Consider the following 16,278-nt stretch of genomic DNA (forward strand, 5'->3'; position numbering starts at 1 on the left):
TGTCGGTCACCGGTCGACGCCTCCCATCACGGGGTCGATGGACGCGACGGCGACGATGACGTCGGCGACCTGGCCGCCCTCGCACATCGCCGCCATGGCCTGGAGATTGGTGAAGGACGGGTCGCGGAAGTGGACCCGGTAGGGGCGGGTGCCGCCGTCGGAGACGACGTGCACGCCGAGTTCGCCCTTGGGTGACTCGACGGCCACGTAGGTCTGCCCGGCGGGGACGCGGAAGCCCTCGGTCACCAGCTTGAAGTGGTGGATCAGGGACTCCATCGAGGTGCCCATGATCTTCTTGATGTGGTCGAGCGAGTTGCCGAGCCCGTCCGGGCCGAGCGCGAGCTGCGCGGGCCAGGCGATCTTCTTGTCCTCGACCATGACCGGGCCCGGCGCGAGCCGGTCCAGGCACTGCTCGACGATCCTGAGCGACTGGCGCATCTCTTCGAGGCGGACCAGGAAGCGGCCGTAGGAGTCGCAGCTGTCGGCGGTCGGCACGTCGAACTCGTAGCTCTCGTAGCCGCAGTACGGGTCGGTCTTGCGCAGGTCGTGCGGCAGGCCGGCCGAGCGCAGGATCGGGCCGGTGGCGCCGAGCGCCATGCAGCCGGTGAGGTCGAGGTAGCCGACGTCCTGCATGCGGGCCTTGAAGATGGGGTTGCCGGTGGCGAGCTTGTCGTACTCCGGCAGGTTCTTCTTCATGGTCTTCACGAATGCGCGGAGCTGGTCCATCGCGCCGGGGGGCAGGTCCTGGGCGAGGCCGCCGGGGCGGATGAACGCGTGGTTCATGCGCAGGCCGGTGATCAGCTCGTAGAGGTCGAGAATGAGTTCACGGTCACGGAAGCCGTAGATCATGATCGTGGTCGCACCGAGTTCCATGCCGCCGGTGGCGATGCAGACCAGGTGCGAGGAGAGCCGGTTGAGCTCCATGAGCAGCACGCGGATGACCGAGGCCCGGTCGGGGATCTGGTCGGTGATGCCGAGCAGCTTCTCGACGCCGAGGCAGTACGCCGTCTCGTTGAAGAACGGCGTCAGGTAGTCCATGCGCGTGACGAAGGTGGTGCCCTGCGTCCAGGTGCGGAATTCGAGGTTCTTCTCGATTCCGGTGTGCAGGTAACCGATTCCGCAGCGGGCCTCGGTGACGGTCTCGCCCTCGATCTCCAGGATCAGCCGGAGCACGCCGTGCGTGGAGGGGTGCTGGGGGCCCATGTTGACGACGATGCGCTCGTCGTCGGCCTTGGCGGCGGACTGGACGACGTCGTCCCAGTCGCCGCCGGTGACCGTATATACAGTCCCCTCGGTCGTCTCGCGGGGAGACGAAGGTGAAGTGGTCATCAGGTGTACGACCTCCGCTGGTCCGGAGCCGGGATCTGGGCGCCCTTGTACTCGACCGCGATGCCGCCGAGGGGGTAGTCCTTGCGCTGCGGGAAGCCCTGCCAGTCGTCCGGCATCATGATCCGGGTGAGGGCCGGGTGGCCGTCGAAGACGAGACCGAAGAAGTCGTAGGTCTCGCGCTCGTGCCAGTCGTTGGTCGGATAGACCTCGACGAGCGAGGGCACGTGCGGGTCGCTGTCCGGGGCGCTCACTTCGAGCCGGATGAGCCGGCCGTGGGTGAGGGAGCGCAGGTGGTAGACGGCGTGCAGCTCGCGGCCCTTGTCTCCGAGGAAGTGGACGCCGCTCACGCCCGTGCAGAGCTCGAAGCGCAGGGCCGGGTCGTCGCGCAGGGTGCGGGCGACGCGCACCAGGTGCTCGCGCGCGATGTGGAAGGTGAGCTCGCCGCGGTCGACGACCGTCTTCTCGATCGCGTTCTCGGGGAGCAGGTCCTGCTCCTCAAGGGCGCCTTCGAGTTCGTCGGCGACCTCGTCGAACCAGCCGCCGTAGGGCCGCGAGGTGGCGCCGGGCAGGGTGACGGTCTTGATGACGCCGCCGTAGCCGCTGGTGTCACCGCCGTCGGCGGCCCCGAACATGCCCTTGCGTACGCCGATGACGTCGCCGGTGTTCTCGCGCGGGGCGGGCACACCGCTCTGTTCCGGGGTGCCGGGCGTATCAGGAGAGCTCACCGCAGCAGCCCCTTCATCTCGATGGTGGGGAGCGCCTTGAGCGCGGCCTCCTCCGCCTCGCGGGCCGCTTCCACCTGGTTGACCCCGAGCTTGGAGCTCTGGATCTTCTGGTGGAGCTTGAGGATCGCGTCGATCAGCATCTCGGGCCGGGGTGGGCAACCGGGCAGGTAGATATCAACCGGAACAATGTGGTCAACGCCCTGAACAATCGCGTAATTGTTGAACATTCCGCCCGACGAGGCGCACACGCCCATGGAGATGACCCACTTGGGGTTGGGCATCTGGTCGTAGACCTGCCGCAGGACCGGCGCCATCTTCTGGCTGACCCGGCCGGCCACGATCATCAGGTCGGCCTGGCGCGGGGAGCCGCGGAAGACCTCCATGCCGAAGCGGGCCAGGTCGTAACGGCCCGCGCCCGTCGTCATCATCTCGATGGCGCAGCAGGCGAGGCCGAAGGTGGCGGGGAAGACGGACGCCTTGCGCACCCAGCCCGCGGCCTGCTCAACCGTGCTCAGTACGAAGCCGCTTGGCAGTTTCTCTTCGAGTCCCATAAGTGCCCCTCAGCCCCTCAGTCCCATTCCAGGCCGCCGCGCCGCCACACATACGCGTAGGCGACGAAGACGGTGAGCACGAAGAGCAGCATCTCCACGAGCCCGAAAAGCCCCAGGGCGTCGAAGGTGACCGCCCAGGGGTAGAGGAAGACGATCTCGATGTCGAAGACGATGAAGAGCATCGCCGTCAGGTAGTACTTGATCGGGAAGCGACCGCCGCCGGCCGGCGTGGGAGTGGGTTCGATGCCGCACTCGTACGCCTCAAGTTTCGCCCGGTTGTACCTTTTTGGGCCGATTAGCGTGGCCATGACCACGGAAAAGATCGCAAACCCTGCCCCGAGGGCGCCGAGCACGAGGATGGGCGCGTAGGCATTCACGCTCCTCGCTCCTTCCAGTCGTCCTTGACCGTTGGACCGCACAGCGGGCCCCGCGAACCGCCTCGTCGTCGCGCTGTACCGCGCGAAGATCGCGTACATGTGAGGCAGTTCACAAGCCCGACTGCCCCGCATCTTATGCCCGCCGGTCTGTGATCTGCGACACGGGGTACGCCAACGCCTTTGTGATCTCCACCACCTGACGAAGGATCATGAAGTCGGATGAGCGGTGATCTTCATACGCGAAGCGCCTGAGTGATCACGAGACGTGACATCCGGCGCTGTTACCGCTGGTCGTCGGCGGTCTGGCATTATCAAGCGATGTGCGCTACAGGCAAATTGGCGAGATGCGCACCATCAGTGATAAGCGGCCGCCGCTCACCCCTGAGGGCGACTTCGGCCCTCCGGGGTGGACGCGTGCACCCGTTCACGAGAGCCGCCCGCGTCTTCCCATCGGCCGGGGCCCCTCACACTGTGACCTGCGTCACACACCAACGGTCGTGCAATCAACGGGGCTTGGCCATCGACGTGAGGGGATGGTAAGCGCCGGGCAATTCGGGCGTTTCATGGAAAACGCATGATCACAGCCCTGATCGCGGCTGCCAGGTTTGTCCGTTACGGCGTCAATAAGCGCCGTCGTGAAGCGGATTCACACGTTCCGGGGCCAACTGTGGCGCAGCACACGTTTCTTGAAGGGAACCCTGAACCCCTGATAGCGGTTATTCCCATGTCCCACACCGCTCACATACCCAGCCACCGGAAGCCCCGCCGCAGCGCCTCGAAGGTCTCGCTCCGGGCCGGAGTTGCCGGTGGCGTACTCAGCACCATCGCGCTGGCAGGTGCGGCCGCCCCGGCCATCGCCGCTCAGCCGGTCACCGAGACCATCGAGATGCCGACGCTGACGGGCGACCTCGCGACCACCGCGGCCGCCTCCGCCCAGGCCACCAAGGCAGTTGCCGCCGACCTCCAGCTCCAGGCCGCCCAGGACGCCGCCGCGTCCACCGCCGCCAAGGACGCCAAGCAGGCCAAGGCCGACGCCGAGCAGAAGGCCGCCGAAGCCAAGGCGAAGGCCGAAGCGGAGGCCAAGGCGAAGGCCGACGCCGCCGAGCGCGCCTCCCGCTCCGCCGAGCGCACCACGCTGAAGGCCACGTCGGCCAAGTCCACCGGCGCGACGTCGTTCAAGGCGTCCAACGCCACCGGCTCCGCCGCCGCCATCGTGAACTTCGCGCTGGCCCAGGTCGGCAAGGCGTACGTCTCCGGCGCCACCGGCTCCAGCGCGTACGACTGCTCGGGGCTCGTGCAGGCCGCGTACCGCCAGGTCGGCGTCGACCTGCCGCGCGTCTCGCAGGACCAGTCGACGGCCGGCACCGATGTGTCGCTGTCCAACCTCCAGGCGGGCGACATCCTTTACTGGGGCGGCAAGGGCTCCGCGTACCACGTGGCGATCTACGTGGGCGGCGGCAAGTTCGTCGGCGCGCAGAACCCGTCCACCGGCGTCGTCGAGCGCAGCCTGGACTGGGACTCCCCCTCGGGCGCCGTCCGCGTTCTCTGAGGCGTCCAGCGGCCTTCTGAGCCGCACCCGCACCGCCTGCAAGGGCCGTTACTCCCCCGCTCGGGAGCGACGGCCCTTCGGCATGCCCGGAATGTGTTGAACTCTGCCTGTTCCCGGGCAGCATTCCTCCAGGGGGTGGGGGAATGGACGAGCAGGTGCGGGACGCGGAACCGAGTCCTTACGAGGTCTACGCCGACGGACTCGGCATGTTCGCCGCGATCGGGATCGTGTTCCTGGTGCTCGGCCTGTGGATGCTCACCGGCATCCGCCCCTGGCGGGGCCCCGTCGACTGGTCGAAGCTCGCCTTCGGCTGGGGCTTCGCGCTGTTCGTCATCGGCGCCGGGGCGTTCCTGGTCATCGCCTGCGTGTACGGGGCGCTGCGCCCGGTCATCCGCGCGGACCCGGCGGGGATACACCTGGCCTCCCGGTTCGACGCGCCCTGGTCGCAGGTGCGCGAGATCGAGGTCGGCACCGTGGCGATCTGGGAGCACGGCGACCAGAGCAGCGCCGGGGGGTACGAGCACCATCGCGCGGTGTGGGTGACGTTGCACGACGGCAGGCGCCACGAGTACATAGCGCGCTGTCAGGGCCGCGGCCTCCCACCGGACGAACTGCGCACCGGTCTGTCCCGGTTCGCCGGGGAGGTCCCGGTGCGGTGGACGGACGAGGTGGAGCGGCGCAGCTGAGCGGGGCGGGGGCGCGGCGCGCGATGAGTTTCCCGGTGACCCGGGGTCAGAATGCGGTGCAAGCCCCCGTCGCACGCGTAGAAACCGAGGCTCCCGATGCGCACCCTGATCAGCACCGCGTTCATCTCGCTCGACGGCGTGATGGAGGCACCCGGCGGTGAGCCGGGCTACCGCAACTCCGGATGGACGTTCAAGGACATCGAGTTCGTCCCCGAGGCGTTCGAGATCAAGAGCCGCGAGCAGGAGGAGGCCACGGCGATGCTGCTCGGCCGCACCAGTTACGAGGCGTTCAGCCCGGTGTGGCCCGGTATGGAGGAGTTCGCCGGCTACAAGGCGATGCCCAAGTACGTCGTCTCGACCACCCTCACGCAGGACGCCCTCGTGCCGGACTGGGGCGACACGACGATCCTGCGCTCGCTCGACGAGGTCGCCGCCCTGAAGGAGACCGAGGGCGGCCCGGTCATCATGCACGGCAGTGCCGCCCTGAACCACGCCCTGTCCGACGCGGGCCTGATCGACCGTTACCACCTGCTGGTCTTCCCCCTCCTGCTGGGCGCGGGCAAGCGCCTGTTCAGCACGGCGGACAAGGATGCGCAGCGGCTGCGGCTGGTGGAGAGCGAGGCGTATGGGAACGGGGTGCAGAAGAACGTGTTCGAGGTGGTGCGCTGACGCGTGGCGGGGCGGGCTCACTCCCGGGGGGACCGGTCTTCCGGCTCGGCGGCGCTCATCCGTCCGTCTCCGTGACACTCACGACGCCCCCCGCCCGCCCCTGACCATGCGGAACCACACGGCCTTCGTGGTCGCCCGCGGTGCGCCGTAGTACGAGGTGCCCCATGCGTCGGCCAGCCCATCGACGAGCAGCAGGCCGCGCCCGCACTCGCGGTGGGCGGAATCCGCTCCGGTCGGCACGGGCAGCGGGTGGGGCTGATCGTCGTAGACGCGCACCGTCACCTCGTCCTCGCCCAGCACGACCTCGACGTGCACGAGCCGGCTCTCCGTGTGCCGGTGGACATTGGTCACGAGCTCGCTCGTGCAGAGCCTGGCGGAGTCCACGAGTGACCCGTGTCCGGCAACCTGGAGCAGCGCGGCCACTATCGCGCGCATCTCGGCCGCCGCGGTTCTGCGGTTCGCGGTGGTCAGCCGGTGCGTTCTGGCGGGGCCGATCTCAGGCGGGGCGTGCGGTGTCGGTGCCGTGAGCGTCATGGCGTCTCTCCCAACGCGGTCGTAGCGCGCGCCACCCGCCACGCGTGGCGATGGCCGCACGGTGGGCACGCCTCAACTGGCGTACGTGCGGCTGCACTTCGGACTTACCGGCGTGCGGTGCGGCGCTGCCAGAACCGTAGGGTGCATGCATGCACCGGTGCAAGTAGAACGCTCACCTGGTGTCACCCGGTGGACCCATGGCACCGTTACCCGGCACACTCAGGGCAGAGAAGGGGAAGGGACCCATGCCGCCGAGAGACACGCCGACCGCACGCCAGGCACGACTGGGCGCCGAGCTGCGGAAGTTGCGCGAGCGAGCGGGCAAGTTGGCTCGGGAAGCGGCCGGTCTGCTGTCGATCGACCAGGCGAAGATCTCGCACATCGAAGCGGGACGTCTCGGGGTCAGCGAGGAACGCATCAGGCGCCTCGCCTCCTTCTATCAATGCGACGACGAGCGGCTCCTCACTGAGTTGTGCAGAATCGCCCAGGAGCATCGCGGGCAGTACTGGTGGGACGACTACCGGGGCATGCTTGCACCTGGCTTCCTGGACATTGCGGAGCTGGAACACCATGCGGTGAGCCTGCGTTCCCTGCAGAGCGTCACGCTGCCGGGCACCGGCCAGACCAGGGAGTACGCGTCCGCCCTGTTCTCCGGGGTGACTCCCAAGCTGCCTGCGGACGAAGTGGAAGCCCGCGTCGAGCACCGGATCAAACGAGCCTCGATCTTTGATCGGCCCCACCCACCGCGCTTCGAGGCGATCATCCATGAGGCAGCGCTGCGCATGCGTTTCGGAGGGCGGAAGGTCGCCCGAGACCAGCTTGAACACCTCGTCGAGTTCTCGCACCGGCCGAGCGTCGTGGTCCGCGTCATCCCCTTCACCAGCGAGGACTTCATCGAGGTGACGCAGCCCGTCCTGTACGCCAGCGGCCCTGTACCGCAACTCGACACCGTGCAGATCGACAGCGCGTTCGGTGGCCGCTTCCTCGATGCGGAGGCCGACCTGAAGAAGTACCGGGCTCTGCTCGACATCGCCGAGCACGCCTCGCTCGACCCCGACGAGTCGCGGCACCTCATCCACCACATCGCACGAGAACTGTGAGAACCCAAGGCATGAGCGCAACACCCAGCAACTGGCAGAAGGCGACCGCCTCCGGCGGCGGTGGCGAGAACTGCATCGAACTCCAGGCCGGCGCCGAGGAGGGCACGATCCGGGTTCGCGAAAGCCTGACGCCGGGTGCCGAGATCATCACCACCAAGGCCAACCTGGCGGCCTTCCTCGAAGGGGTCAAGAATGGCGAGTTCGACCACTTCGTGAAATAGCGCGGAGTCCCGTCGCGCACCCGTGCCCCCGGCCTGACCTGGGCTGGGAGCACAGGCATATGCCAATCGGCATGCATGCACCGGTGCAGTCTTGCCCTGGAACGCTGCCCGCCGCTACCTTCACGGCGTACCGCTCTGGTGTCCGTCCTCCCTGGGAGGCTGTCCCCACGGCGGCCCAACTTGCCTGCCCTGCTGACTGATGCAGGCAGGCACCATCGGGTTGATCCTGCCTCCACTCCTCGCCGGAGCGGGGCAATCATGCCGCCGGATCGGGAGGCACCCTCCATGCCAGCACCTCACCCGCGCCCCGCCAACGCAACCACAACGCGGCTGTCCGCTCCCAGCTTGGCGGACACCTCCCCACACCTCGGGTACTGGTACGAAACCCTCCGCTACCCCACCGCCCACTCCCCCGTGCCCACCGCGGCCCGACTCACCATGCTGCCCACGGCATTCCGCGCCGTCCGCGCGCTGCGGTGCGAGCTGCGGGCGGCGCACGTCTTCGCGGTCAGCGCGCGCGAGTCGCGCCGGGCGGTCGACTGGGCCGACAGCGGCTATGTCGCCGCGATGGCTGTCCTCTGCCAGGGGCGGGGCATCGGGTTCACCCTCCCCCTCCGCACCGGAGAGATCGCCGAGTGGCACATCCGCCCCGCTCGATACTTGCCACTCGTCTCGCCCAACTGGTGCGACGACCGCCCCGATCCAGCGATGTTCAAATGACCTTGAGGAAGATCACGTGAACCCCATCGCTCACCCGCACGCAGCCTTCCCGCTCGCCCCCGAAGGGGGCCGCATCCCACAGAGCACCGAACAACCCTCGGGCTCCGCCTCACGACCGTGGATTCTGCGATACGCCACGCTCCCCGACTCCACCCAAGTCACACCGCTCCCCGAAGCCCTGTACGACGAAGAGCAGCAGATCTCGGTCGGCGTCGACACTGACGTGCTCCCGTACATGCAGACCAACAACGCGACCGTGCCAGACGGAAGCCCGAGCAACCCGCCGCCGATCGACGAGGGTGCAAAGGACTGACGCCGCCATGTCCACGGTTCTGGTGATCGCCGCCCGCGACGACTGGCCCACTGACCGCGTCGTGAAGACCCTGCAAGAACGCGGAGCGACCGTGTTCCGCATGGACGCGGCCGAGTTCCCCCAAGACGCCTCCCTCGCCGCTCGGATCGACAACGTGCACGCCTGGCACGGCGCACTCGCCATGCCCCTACGTGCTGTCGACCTGGCAGATGTGGGCGCCTGCTACTTCCGCGCACCCAACCCCTTCCGCTTCGCCGCCGGCATGTCCGGGCCCGAGCGCAGGTTCGCCGCAGCCCAAGCTCGCGCCGGCTTCGGCGGCATCCTGACCGCCCTGGACTGCCGATGGGTGAACCACCCCTCGGCCATGTCCCGCGCCGAGTACAAACCGTTCCAGCTCGCCGCCGCCCGCACCTGCGGTCTCACTATCCCCCCGACCCTGATCACGAACAACGCCGATGCAGTCCGGTCCTTTGCCGACGACATCCCCGGCCCACTGATCTGCAAGCCGGTCGCAAGCCCCGTGTTCATCGAGGGCGACGAGCTCAAAACGGTCTACACCCACCGCCTCAACGACAGCGACCTCGACGACCTCACCGGCATCGACACCACAGCGCACTTGTTCCAAGCCTGGATGGACAAGGCCCACGAAGTCCGCCTCACCGTCGTGGGCGAGCGGCTGTACGCGGCGGAGGTTCACTCCGGCACCGCGGCCGGACACATCGACTGGCGCAGCGATTACAAGTCGCTCACGTACCAACAGACCGAAACTCCGCCAGCCGTGGCCGAACGGGTGCAACGCCTGATGCGGCGCCTCGAACTCCGCTTCGCCGCACTCGACTTCATCGTCTCGCCGTCCGGTGACTGGACGTTCCTCGAAGCGAACCCCTGCGGGCAATGGGACTGGATACAACACCACACCGGGCACCCCATCGCCGAAGGAATCGCCGACGAGCTCCTAGGAGTCACCCCATGAGCGCCACCCCCCACTACGCCGCCCGCCCCCACCTCGCGGACCTCGTCGAAGAGCTCAAGGCGAAGGGCGCCATTCGGTCCGAGCCCTGGGCCGAAGCGTTCGCCACCGTCCCCCGTCACGTCTTCGTCCCCCGCTGGTACGAGCAGGAGACCAACGACCGCGGCATCACGGTGTGGCGCTTGCAGCACAGCATCCACGAAGACCGCCTGCCACAGGTCTACCGCGACACCACGCTCGTCACCGCACTCGACCCCAACACCGCCGAACAGGTCGACACCAATGCGTGGACCGGGTTCCCCACCTCGTCCAGCACCCTGCCGAGCCTCATGGCCGGCATGCTCGAAGACCTCACCATCGAAGACGGCCACCGAGTCCTCGAAATCGGCACCGGCACCGGCTACAACGCCGCGCTCCTGTGCGCCCGCCTCGGCGATGGCCTTGTCCACTCCATCGACATCGACCGCGCCCTCATCGCAACCGCGCGGGAACGACTCGCCCAGATCAACTACAGGCCACAGATCATCGACGGCGACGGACGCGACTGCTTCCCCACCGGCATCGAGTACGACCGCATCATCGCCACCTGCTCAGTCCCTCACATCCCACCCGCCTGGATCGACCGGACCCGCCCCGACGGAATCATCCTCACCGACCTCGACCTCGGCATCGAGGGCGGTCTCGTCCGCCTCTCCGTCGACGCCGATCACCGCGCGTTCGGACACTTCACCGCTTCCGGCGGGCGCTTCATGCCCGCTCGCAGCGAAGCGACCGCCTACCCCCGCCGAGACCGCGCCCCACTCGCCCCCGAAACCGCCACCCGCGCCACCACCGTCACCGCAGCGGACATCCGCAGTAACTACCCCTTCCGGCTGCTCCTCGCGCTGGAACTGCGCGACGCCGAACTCGTCTACCACTCGGCCGACGACGGAACCATGTCCATCCAGCTCCAGCAGCCCGACGGTTCATGGGCCCGCACACCCTTCGTCGGCGACGCGACCGTGACCCACGGTGGCCTCCCCGGCCTGTGGCAGAAGGCCGAGGCCGCATGGGCTTGGTGGAACGAGCACGGGCGACCCTCCCAAGACCGATTCGGATACGCCCGCGAACCCTGGGGAACCGCGCGCGCATGGCACATCCCCACCGGCCGCCACTGGGACTTGTAGCCCCTTCCGACTCGCCCACGACCGCCTCACCTACTGGCGGTCCACACCTGTGGTCCCGTGTCATCGAACCGTGAGCGGGAGTCACCGAAGTGTGATCGCGGCCTGCGCTCTACCAGGTCCTTAGCCACGGTCAGGCGACCATCACCGTGGAGTGATCAGGCCTTCGGGGCCACCTTCGAGAGCCCGTTGATGATGCGGCCCATCGCGTCGCCGCCCGTCGGATCCGTCAGGTTCGCCAGCATCTTCAGGGTGAACTTCATCAACAGCGGGTGCGTGAGGCCGCGTTGGGTGGCGATCTTCATGACCTTCGGGTTGCCGATCAGCTTCACGAAGGCGCGGCCCAGCGTGTAATAGCCGCCGTACGTGTCCTTGAGGATCTTCGGGTAGGCGTGCAGCGCCAGTTCGCGCTGGGCGGGGGTCGCGCGGGCGTGGGCCTGCACGATGACGTCCGCGGCGATCTGGCCCGACTCCATGGCGTACGCGATGCCCTCGCCGTTGAACGGGTTGACCAGGCCGCCCGCGTCACCCACCAGCAGCAGGCCCTTGGTGTAGTGCGGCTGGCGGTTGAAGGCCATGGGGAGGGCGGCGCCGCGGATCGGGCCGGTCATGTTCTCCGGGGTGTAACCCCAGTCCTCCGGCATGGACGCGCACCACGCCTTCAGGATCTCGCGCCAGTCGAGCTCGCGGAAGGCGGAGGAGGAGTTGAGGATGCCGAGGCCGACGTTGGACGTGCCGTCGCCCATGCCGAAGATCCAGCCGTAACCGGGCAGCAGGCGGTCCTGCGGGCCGCGTCGGTCCCACAGTTCCAGCCAGGACTCCAGGTAGTCGTCGTCGTGGCGCGGGGAGGTGAAGTACGTGCGTACGGCCACGCCCATCGGGCGGTCCTCGCGGCGGTGCAGGCCCATGGCGAGGGAGAGACGGGTGGAGTTGCCGTCGGCCGCGACCACGAGCGGGGCGTGGAAGGTGACCGGGGTCTTCTCCTCGCCGAGCTTGGCGTTGACGCCGGTGATACGGCCGGTGCGCTCGTCCAGGATCGGGGCGCCGACGTTGCAGCGCTCGTACAGGCGGGCGCCCGCCTTCTGCGCCTGGCGGGCCAGCTGCTCGTCGAAGTCGTCGCGCTTGCGCACGAGTCCGTAGTCCGGGTACGAGGCGAGGTCCGGCCAGTCGAGCTGGAGCCGGACGCCGCCACCGATGATCCGCAGGCCCTTGTTCCGCAGCCAGCCGGCCTCTTCGGAGATGTCGATCCCCATCGAGACGAGCTGCTTGGTGGCGCGGGGGGTCAGTCCGTCGCCGCACACCTTCTCGCGCGGGAAGGCGGTCTTCTCCAGGAGCAGCACGTCGAGTCCGGCCTTGGCCAGGTAGTACGCGGTCGTCGAACCGGCAGGACCGGCGCCGACGACGATCACGTCCGCGGTGTGTTCGGAGAGCGGCTCGGTCACAGCGGGATCTCCCGAAGACTCGAATTTGCGTGCCGAGAAGCACAGGACGTGTGCAGTCTATGGGTGGCCGTTGATCGACGTCGCGAAGGGTTGCCCACGCCATGAGCTCTGTCTCCCCCGAGTCCTCCGTACCGGAGAAGTCCCTCGTACCGGAGAAGTCCCCGCCGGTGGTCCGGCTGCGCGTGCCCACGGAGGAGGACGCGTACGCCTGGCACCGGGTGTTCGGCGACCCGGAGGTGATGGAGTTCCACGGGGGCCGCTCGGCCGAGGTCTCCGTGTATGAGGAGTTGACCGCGCGCCAACGCAAGCACGACGCCGAACTCGGCTTCTGCCTGTGGACGATGCTGGACGAGGACGACGAGGTCATCGGCTTCACCGGCGCCCAGCCGTGGCCGCGCGCGTGGGGCCCGGCGGGCGAGATCGAGATCGGCTGGCGCCTGGGCCGCGCGCACTGGGGGCGCGGCTACGCGACGGCGGCGGCGCGGGCGACCGTGGCCCGGGTGCGCGCCGCCGGTGTCCCGCACGTGGTGGCGATGGTCCATCCCGGCAACAGACGTTCGGTGGCGGTGACGGAACGCCTCGGCATGACGCTGTCCACGACGTATCTGTCCCCGGTGTCGGGGGTGGAGGCGCTGTGCTTCCGCATGGAGCTGGGCGCCTGAACACCCCGGGGTGATGTAGGGGCCCGCGGTTGGACCCCGGGGACGCGAAATCCCGTCGCTCGGCCCGGCTACGCCTTGAAGCCCCGGTGCAGGGCGACGACCCCGCCCGTCAGGTTCCGCCACGCCACCTTCGACCAGCCCGCCCCCTGGAGCCGCGCCGCGAGCGCGTCCTGGGCGGGCCATGCCCGGATGGACTCCGCGAGGTAGACGTACGCCTCCGGGTTGGAGGACACCGCCGTCGCGACGGGCGGCAGCGCCCGCATCAGGTACTCCGTGTACACCGTCCGGAAAGGCTTCCACGTCGGCTGCGAGAACTCACAGATCACGACCCGCCCGCCCGGCTTGGTGACCCGGTACATCTCGCGCAGCGCGACGTCCGTGTCCTGGACGTTGCGCAGCCCGAAGGAGATGGTCACCGCGTCGAAGGTGTCGTCGCGGAAGGGCAGCTTCGTGGCGTCGCCCGCCGTGAACGGCATGTGCGGCTGGCGCTCCTTGCCGACCTTGAGCATCCCGAGCGAGAAGTCGCAGGGCACGGTGTACGCGCCGGCCGCGGCGAAGGGCTGCGAGGAGGTGGCCGTCCCGGCCGCGAGGTCGAGGACCTTCTGCGCGGGCCGTGCGTCGACCGCCTTCGCGACCTCCTTGCGCCACAGTCTGGTCTGGCCGAGGGAGAGCACGTCGTTGGTGAGGTCGTAGTGTGCCGCGACGTCGTCGAACATCGAGGCGACTTCGTGCGGCTGCTTGTCCAGGGATGCGCGGGTCACGCTTCCCATTCAAGCAGTACGGCTGTGAGCGGGGCGCCCGGCCCTCACCGGCACAGCGCGGGCACGTACATTCTCCTTTCTGTGCCACGGGGGCGCGGTCTGTGCCACGGGGGCGCGGAAACACGAGAGCGGGTGCACACGACCATGCGGAGTTTCCTGAGAGTGCCGATCGCCGGGGCCTGCGCCTTGGCCGCGCTGCTGTGCGCGGGATGCTCCTCGACGCCGGACGCGCCCGCCACGGCCGGGTCGCATCCCGCGCCGGGCGCGCTGAACACCACGTACTCGCCCTACGTCAGCGCCACCACCGCCGTGCCGAACGACGCCGTCGGCGCACCGGCCGTCTACAACCTGGCCTTCGTCATCGCCCACGGCACCACCTGCCGGCCGGTGTGGGACGACGACACCGCCATCGTGGACAGCGACGTCAAGGACCGGGTGGCCGCCCTGAAGAAGTCGGGCGCCGCGGTGCGGGTGTCCTTCGGCGGGCAGGCGGGCAAGGAACTCGCGCTCACCTGCCGCACCCCGGACCAGCTGGCCGCCGCCTACGGCTCGGCGCTGGACGCGGCCGGCTCCGCCGAGGCGGACTTCGACATCGAGGGCGCGGCTCTCACCGACCCGGCCGCCCTGTCCCGGCGCGCCGAGGCCATAGCCCTGCTCCAGAAGCAGCGCGCGGGGCTCAAGGTGACGTTCACGCTCGCCGCGATGCCGACGGGGCTGACGCCCGAGGCGACGGCGCTCCTGAAGTCCGCCAAGGATCACGGGGTGGTGGTCTCGGCCGTCAACGCGATGGCGATGAACTACGGGACGTCGTTCGGCGGGAACATGGGCGACTACGCGGTGCGGGCGGCGACTGCCACACAGGCCCAGCTCAAGCAGGTGCTCGGCCTGTCCGACCGGGCGGCCTGGCAGATGCTCGGGATCACGCCGATGATCGGCGTCAACGACGTCAAGGGCGAGACGTTCTCGTTGGACGACGCGGCGAAGGTTCGGGCGTTCGCCCGGGAGAAGGGGGTCGGGCGGGTGTCGATGTGGGTGTCGTACCGCGACCAGCAGTGCGGGGGTGGCGTCAACTCGGCCGTTGCGCAGGCCAGTTGCAGCGGGGTGGACCAGGCCCCGGGCGCCTTCGCGAAGACCCTGTCGCAGGACTGAGCCCCCCGTACGCCCCCGAGGGACGCGGGGCTGTGCCCTTGCATCCCGGCCGGCTCCAGTACCGCCAGGGACGGGGACGCGGGGGTGTGCCCTTTACGCGGCTCCGCCGCAGGGGGTGCGGGACGTCTCGGCGTGCCGGCTGCCCTACTGGGGGCGCGGGGAACTGCGCGGGTGCCCCAGCACGGTCCGCACCCGAAAGCGGCGGGGTTGCTGGGGCTCCGCCCCAGACCCCGGGGGATGCCCCACCCCGCCCCTTCCCGAAACCCTCCGGGGGTGAGAGTCCGGTTGAGGTACAGACTCCTGGGGCTCCGCCCCAGACCCCGTTCGCGCCTGAAGGGCGCTCGTCCTCAAACGCCGGACAGGCTGACTGTGCCGCCCGGCACCGAGCAGTCAAGGGGCGCGAGGAACTGCGCGAGACGCAAGCACGGCCCGCAGACGAACGCGGGTTACAGCGGCGCGGGAAGCAAGCACGGGCCTCAGACGCACGCGGGGCTCAGGGGCGCGGGGAACTGCGCAAGAAGCGAGCACGGCCCGCACCCCGTAAGCAGGGTTCAGGGGCGCGAGGAATCGCGCAAGAAGTGAGCACGGCCCGCACCCGAAAACCGGCGTACAGGGGCGCGAGGAACTGCGCGAGACGCGAGCACGGCCCGCAGACGAAAACGGGGTTCAAGGGCGCGGGGAACGGCGCGAGCGGCCCGTGCGGGAAGCCGCCGCGGAGCTAAGCGCGGCGGTGCAACAGCCGCCCGCCAATCACCGTGGCGACACACCCCCCCGCCCCCTCCTCCGCGAGAGCCACCTCGTCGCGTACCGCGAACACCGCGAACCGGGCGGGGCCGCCCGCCGCGAGCGTGCCGCGGAAGGCGTCACGGGGCAGGGCGTCCGCGAGGGGGTCGAGCGCGGCCGGGCCCGTGGGCTCGGAACCGGGCAGCACCTCAAGTCCCGCGCGCCGCACGGCAGTCCGTACCGCCGGGGTGGTGAGACGGGCCGTCACCGCGACCACGCCGTGCGCGAGGAGCTTCTGGGTGCAGCGGCGCGCGCTGTTGCCCCGGCGGGCCTCGCCCGGCGCGAGGGCGGCGAGCGCGGCGCCGGTGAGCGGTTCGGTCCCGAGCTCGTCGGCCTCGAAGGTGTCGTCGGGGAAGTACGTGTGCTCAAGCAGCGCCGCGCCGTGCCGATTGAGCAGGCCGGGCGTGAGCACACCGGGCCAGCGGCGGACGCGGGCCGCGGGGTGCGCGGCCGCCACGTCCTCGTACCGCCCGATCGCCGCGATCCGGTCGCCGTCCACCAGGACCGCACCGCCCGGGACCGGCTCGCGGTCCCCTGGCAGCAGCAGCTCGGCGGCGTGGAGCGTCAACACCCG

The 16,278-nt window shown here is 69.3% G+C and carries 19 protein-coding genes; 11 read left to right on the forward strand and 8 right to left on the reverse strand.

Going from position 1 to position 16,278, the window contains the following annotated elements:
- Positions 1-6 precede the first annotated feature (6 nt).
- The 4 genes from ACGFW5_RS32180 to ACGFW5_RS32195 are packed head-to-tail and all read right to left on the reverse strand — an operon-like array spanning position 7 to position 2,982.
- Positions 7-1,329 carry an NADH-quinone oxidoreductase subunit D gene (locus ACGFW5_RS32180; protein WP_393837863.1) on the reverse strand — a complete coding sequence of 441 codons (1,323 nt, stop codon included), beginning with the start codon at positions 1,327-1,329 and terminating at the stop codon, positions 7-9.
- Positions 1,329-2,054: an NADH-quinone oxidoreductase subunit C gene (locus tag ACGFW5_RS32185; protein WP_393837864.1), complete on the reverse strand. Its 726-nt coding sequence runs from the start codon at positions 2,052-2,054 to the stop codon at positions 1,329-1,331. The genes ACGFW5_RS32180 and ACGFW5_RS32185 overlap by 1 nt, the downstream gene beginning before the upstream one ends.
- Positions 2,051-2,605: a NuoB/complex I 20 kDa subunit family protein gene (locus tag ACGFW5_RS32190; protein ID WP_393837865.1), complete on the reverse strand. Its 555-nt coding sequence runs from the start codon at positions 2,603-2,605 to the stop codon at positions 2,051-2,053. The genes ACGFW5_RS32185 and ACGFW5_RS32190 overlap by 4 nt, the downstream gene beginning before the upstream one ends.
- A gap of 17 nt (positions 2,606-2,622) precedes the next feature.
- Positions 2,623-2,982, reverse strand: coding sequence for an NADH-quinone oxidoreductase subunit A (locus ACGFW5_RS32195; protein WP_030494815.1), 360 nt, complete (start codon positions 2,980-2,982; stop codon positions 2,623-2,625).
- A gap of 724 nt (positions 2,983-3,706) precedes the next feature.
- Between ACGFW5_RS32195 and ACGFW5_RS32200 the strand changes: the two genes are divergently transcribed.
- From ACGFW5_RS32200 to ACGFW5_RS32210, 3 genes are all read left to right on the forward strand, one after another.
- On the forward strand, positions 3,707-4,531 hold the full coding sequence (locus tag ACGFW5_RS32200) for a C40 family peptidase (protein ID WP_393837866.1): 825 nt from the start codon (positions 3,707-3,709) through the stop codon (positions 4,529-4,531).
- A gap of 143 nt (positions 4,532-4,674) precedes the next feature.
- Complete coding sequence (locus ACGFW5_RS32205) at positions 4,675-5,217, forward strand: hypothetical protein (RefSeq protein ID WP_393837867.1); 543 nt, start codon at positions 4,675-4,677, stop codon at positions 5,215-5,217.
- 96 nt (positions 5,218-5,313) lie between these two features.
- Positions 5,314-5,886 (forward strand): dihydrofolate reductase family protein, encoded by a 573-nt coding sequence (locus ACGFW5_RS32210; protein ID WP_393837868.1) that lies wholly within the window; start codon positions 5,314-5,316, stop codon positions 5,884-5,886.
- Positions 5,887-5,964: 78 nt separating this feature from the next.
- On the opposite strand, the gene ACGFW5_RS32215 is transcribed toward ACGFW5_RS32210, so the two are convergent.
- On the reverse strand, positions 5,965-6,420 hold the full coding sequence (locus ACGFW5_RS32215; protein ID WP_393837869.1) for an ATP-binding protein: 456 nt from the start codon (positions 6,418-6,420) through the stop codon (positions 5,965-5,967).
- Positions 6,421-6,665: 245 nt separating this feature from the next.
- Here ACGFW5_RS32215 and ACGFW5_RS32220 point away from each other — a divergent pair, with 245 nt between their 5' ends.
- The 6 genes from ACGFW5_RS32220 (at position 6,666) to ACGFW5_RS32245 (ending at position 10,910) form a co-directional block, all read left to right on the forward strand.
- On the forward strand, positions 6,666-7,520 hold the full coding sequence (locus ACGFW5_RS32220; protein WP_393837870.1) for a helix-turn-helix domain-containing protein: 855 nt from the start codon (positions 6,666-6,668) through the stop codon (positions 7,518-7,520).
- Positions 7,521-7,531: 11 nt separating this feature from the next.
- Entirely contained in the window at positions 7,532-7,741 is a 210-nt protein-coding gene (locus ACGFW5_RS32225) for a DUF397 domain-containing protein (RefSeq protein ID WP_393837871.1), read from the forward strand.
- Positions 7,742-8,086: 345 nt separating this feature from the next.
- On the forward strand, positions 8,087-8,461 hold the full coding sequence (locus ACGFW5_RS32230; protein ID WP_393837872.1) for a hypothetical protein: 375 nt from the start codon (positions 8,087-8,089) through the stop codon (positions 8,459-8,461).
- A 16-nt stretch (positions 8,462-8,477) separates the two neighbouring features.
- A complete protein-coding gene (gene tgmA, locus ACGFW5_RS32235; RefSeq protein WP_393837873.1) occupies positions 8,478-8,774 on the forward strand; it encodes a putative ATP-grasp-modified RiPP in 297 nt (98 codons plus the stop codon).
- A gap of 7 nt (positions 8,775-8,781) precedes the next feature.
- Complete coding sequence (gene tgmB, locus ACGFW5_RS32240) at positions 8,782-9,747, forward strand: ATP-grasp ribosomal peptide maturase (protein WP_393837874.1); 966 nt, start codon at positions 8,782-8,784, stop codon at positions 9,745-9,747.
- Positions 9,744-10,910: a methyltransferase domain-containing protein gene (locus tag ACGFW5_RS32245; RefSeq protein ID WP_393837875.1), complete on the forward strand. Its 1,167-nt coding sequence runs from the start codon at positions 9,744-9,746 to the stop codon at positions 10,908-10,910. The genes tgmB and ACGFW5_RS32245 overlap by 4 nt, the downstream gene beginning before the upstream one ends.
- A 155-nt stretch (positions 10,911-11,065) precedes the next feature.
- Here the strand turns inward: ACGFW5_RS32245 and ACGFW5_RS32250 are convergent, their stop codons facing one another.
- Entirely contained in the window at positions 11,066-12,349 is a 1,284-nt protein-coding gene (locus tag ACGFW5_RS32250; RefSeq protein WP_393837876.1) for a geranylgeranyl reductase family protein, read from the reverse strand.
- Between the two features lie 101 nt (positions 12,350-12,450).
- Between ACGFW5_RS32250 and ACGFW5_RS32255 the strand changes: the two genes are divergently transcribed.
- Positions 12,451-13,011, forward strand: a complete 561-nt coding sequence (locus ACGFW5_RS32255) for a GNAT family N-acetyltransferase (RefSeq protein WP_393837877.1) — start codon at positions 12,451-12,453, stop codon at positions 13,009-13,011.
- A 68-nt stretch (positions 13,012-13,079) separates the two neighbouring features.
- On the opposite strand, the gene ACGFW5_RS32260 is transcribed toward ACGFW5_RS32255, so the two are convergent.
- Positions 13,080-13,772 carry a demethylmenaquinone methyltransferase gene (locus ACGFW5_RS32260; protein ID WP_393837878.1) on the reverse strand — a complete coding sequence of 231 codons (693 nt, stop codon included), beginning with the start codon at positions 13,770-13,772 and terminating at the stop codon, positions 13,080-13,082.
- 144 nt (positions 13,773-13,916) lie between these two features.
- Between ACGFW5_RS32260 and ACGFW5_RS32265 the strand changes: the two genes are divergently transcribed.
- Complete coding sequence (locus ACGFW5_RS32265) at positions 13,917-14,921, forward strand: chitinase (protein ID WP_393837879.1); 1,005 nt, start codon at positions 13,917-13,919, stop codon at positions 14,919-14,921.
- Positions 14,922-15,639: 718 nt separating this feature from the next.
- On the opposite strand, the gene ACGFW5_RS32270 is transcribed toward ACGFW5_RS32265, so the two are convergent.
- Entirely contained in the window at positions 15,640-16,275 is a 636-nt protein-coding gene (locus ACGFW5_RS32270) for a hypothetical protein (protein WP_393837880.1), read from the reverse strand.
- Positions 16,276-16,278: the final 3 nt, after the last annotated feature.

This window comes from Streptomyces sp. NPDC048416 (assembly GCF_043200435.1).
In the GTDB taxonomy this organism is placed as follows: Bacteria; Actinomycetota; Actinomycetes; order Streptomycetales; family Streptomycetaceae; genus Streptomyces.

Bases quoted from the DNA above. Each gene is read 5' to 3' on its own strand.
- ACGFW5_RS32180 (WP_393837863.1), bottom strand. From the start codon at position 1,329: ATGACCACTTCACCTTCGTCTCCCCGCGAGACGACCGAGGGGACTGTA.
- ACGFW5_RS32190 (WP_393837865.1), bottom strand. From the start codon at position 2,605: ATGGGACTCGAAGAGAAACTGCCAAGCGGCTTCGTACTGAGCACGGTT.
- ACGFW5_RS32200 (WP_393837866.1), top strand. From the start codon at position 3,707: ATGTCCCACACCGCTCACATACCCAGCCACCGGAAGCCCCGCCGCAGC.
- ACGFW5_RS32205 (WP_393837867.1), top strand. From the start codon at position 4,675: ATGGACGAGCAGGTGCGGGACGCGGAACCGAGTCCTTACGAGGTCTAC.
- ACGFW5_RS32210 (WP_393837868.1), top strand. From the start codon at position 5,314: ATGCGCACCCTGATCAGCACCGCGTTCATCTCGCTCGACGGCGTGATG.
- ACGFW5_RS32215 (WP_393837869.1), bottom strand. From the start codon at position 6,420: ATGACGCTCACGGCACCGACACCGCACGCCCCGCCTGAGATCGGCCCC.
- ACGFW5_RS32220 (WP_393837870.1), top strand. From the start codon at position 6,666: ATGCCGCCGAGAGACACGCCGACCGCACGCCAGGCACGACTGGGCGCC.
- ACGFW5_RS32225 (WP_393837871.1), top strand. From the start codon at position 7,532: ATGAGCGCAACACCCAGCAACTGGCAGAAGGCGACCGCCTCCGGCGGC.
- tgmB (WP_393837874.1), top strand. From the start codon at position 8,782: ATGTCCACGGTTCTGGTGATCGCCGCCCGCGACGACTGGCCCACTGAC.
- ACGFW5_RS32245 (WP_393837875.1), top strand. From the start codon at position 9,744: ATGAGCGCCACCCCCCACTACGCCGCCCGCCCCCACCTCGCGGACCTC.
- ACGFW5_RS32255 (WP_393837877.1), top strand. From the start codon at position 12,451: ATGAGCTCTGTCTCCCCCGAGTCCTCCGTACCGGAGAAGTCCCTCGTA.
- ACGFW5_RS32265 (WP_393837879.1), top strand. From the start codon at position 13,917: ATGCGGAGTTTCCTGAGAGTGCCGATCGCCGGGGCCTGCGCCTTGGCC.